The sequence below is a fragment of the Streptomyces albidochromogenes genome, from assembly GCF_005981925.1.
GTDB lineage: Bacteria > Actinomycetota > Actinomycetes > Streptomycetales > Streptomycetaceae > Streptomyces > Streptomyces albidochromogenes.
Genome location: NZ_VBVX01000685.1, coordinates 1 through 853, shown reverse-complemented (window position 1 = coordinate 853; position 853 = coordinate 1). Strand labels below are relative to the sequence as shown.

Genomic DNA, 853 nt, shown 5'->3' with positions numbered 1-853 from the left:
CCCGAAGGCCCCGTGCTGATCGGGCCAAGCGACGACGCCCTGCACCACCTCATCCACCTGCCCCTCGCCACACGACCGGCCAGAAACCGTGCAGCGGAAGGCCAACCGGTGGAATTTCTGGCAGACCGTCCGCTGACCCACCTCCCCGCCCCGGCCCACACCATCAGCGACACCAACGAGGACGGCACCCACCCTTCGGGCGAACTCAACGACCAGCCCCTCAGCTACCACCCGAGCCGACGCGCCTACCGCGCCCGGCCGCTGTACCGGCGCACCCTGCTCCTGCCGCACTCCCAGTTCGCCGGACTCGGGAAGGCACAGCTCACCGCCTTGGGTCACTACCTGGACACCCGGCTGAACACCAACGAAGGGAGCCGACGATGACGCTCTGGCTCACCCGCATCGTCCCCAACGCCCGCTCCCGGGACCCCCGCCGCGACCTCGCAGGAGCCGTCGGCATGCACCGCCGCATCATGAGCCTCTTCCCGTCCGACGCCGGCCCCGACCCACGCGCCCGTCTCGGCATCCTCTTCCGCACCGAAGACACCCCCGCCGGACCGCACCTTTTGATCCAATCCACCCACGAACCAGACAGCAGCCTCCTCCCCGACGACTACGGCACCGTCCTCTCCCGCCCCCTCGACGCACTGATCAACGCCATCCGCCCGGGACTCACCATCCGCTACCGGTGCGCCGCCAGCCCCGTGCGCAAACCCGGCGCCACCACCCGCGCCCTCTACAACCTCCCGCCCGTCGTCCCGCTCACCGGCGCCGCAGCCGACGAATGGTGGCTCCGCCAAGCCGATCAGAGCGGACTCAAACTCCTCACCCACCACTCCCAACCCCTGGACAC

General features: G+C 70.1%; 1 protein-coding gene and 1 pseudogene. Both read left to right on the top strand.

Annotation, left to right across the window (positions count from 1 at the left end; genetic code table 11):
* A pseudogene (locus tag E2E34_RS34760) lies at positions 1 to 384 on the top strand (type I-E CRISPR-associated protein Cas5/CasD); the annotation flags it as partial.
* Positions 381 to 853, top strand: a 473-nt coding sequence (locus tag E2E34_RS34755) for a type I-E CRISPR-associated protein Cas6/Cse3/CasE (protein WP_138905775.1), incomplete at its 3' end; no start/stop codon positions are given. The pseudogene E2E34_RS34760 and the gene E2E34_RS34755, both read left to right, overlap by 4 nt.